Annotated in this window: 1 protein-coding gene; it reads right to left on the bottom strand. The window is 69.6% G+C overall.

What is annotated here, in order from left to right; all coding sequences use genetic code 11:
* Nucleotides 1-450: DUF222 domain-containing protein (locus A5757_RS19605; protein ID WP_156618569.1), on the bottom strand; the 450-nt coding region annotated here is incomplete at both ends.

The raw sequence follows: 450 nt of genomic DNA on the forward strand, positions 1-450 counted from the left end.
GATGTGTATAAGAGACAGGGACTGGTCGCGGTGTTCCAGGGCGCGGCGTAGGCGGCGGTTGATGGTGCGGGTGGAACGCCCGGCGCCGATGACGCGCCCGTGGCGTTCGAACCAGACCTCGCAGGTGGCGTCGCACAGCAGGTACTGGCGCTCGGCGTCGGTGAGCAGCGGCCCCAGATGCAGTGCGGCGACGTGCTTGTCGACGTCGACGTGCGCGACGACGGTGGTGTGCTGTCCGTGCGGACGGCGCTCGGCGTCGGCGTCCCAGCCGGCCTCGACGAGACGATTGAAGGCATCGAGGTTCGTCGGGAACGGGGTGGTGTCCTCGGGGTCCTCGGCGTCGCGGTCGTGGATCAGGGCGTCGCGGTGCGATTGCAGGGCGGCGTCGAATGTCGCGGCGTCCAACTTCGGCAGGGTGATCGTCCAGGTGGTGGTCTCGCCGTGGTCGCG

It is taken from the genome of Mycobacterium sp. 852013-51886_SCH5428379 (assembly GCF_001665575.1).
Taxonomy (GTDB): domain Bacteria; phylum Actinomycetota; class Actinomycetes; order Mycobacteriales; family Mycobacteriaceae; genus Mycobacterium.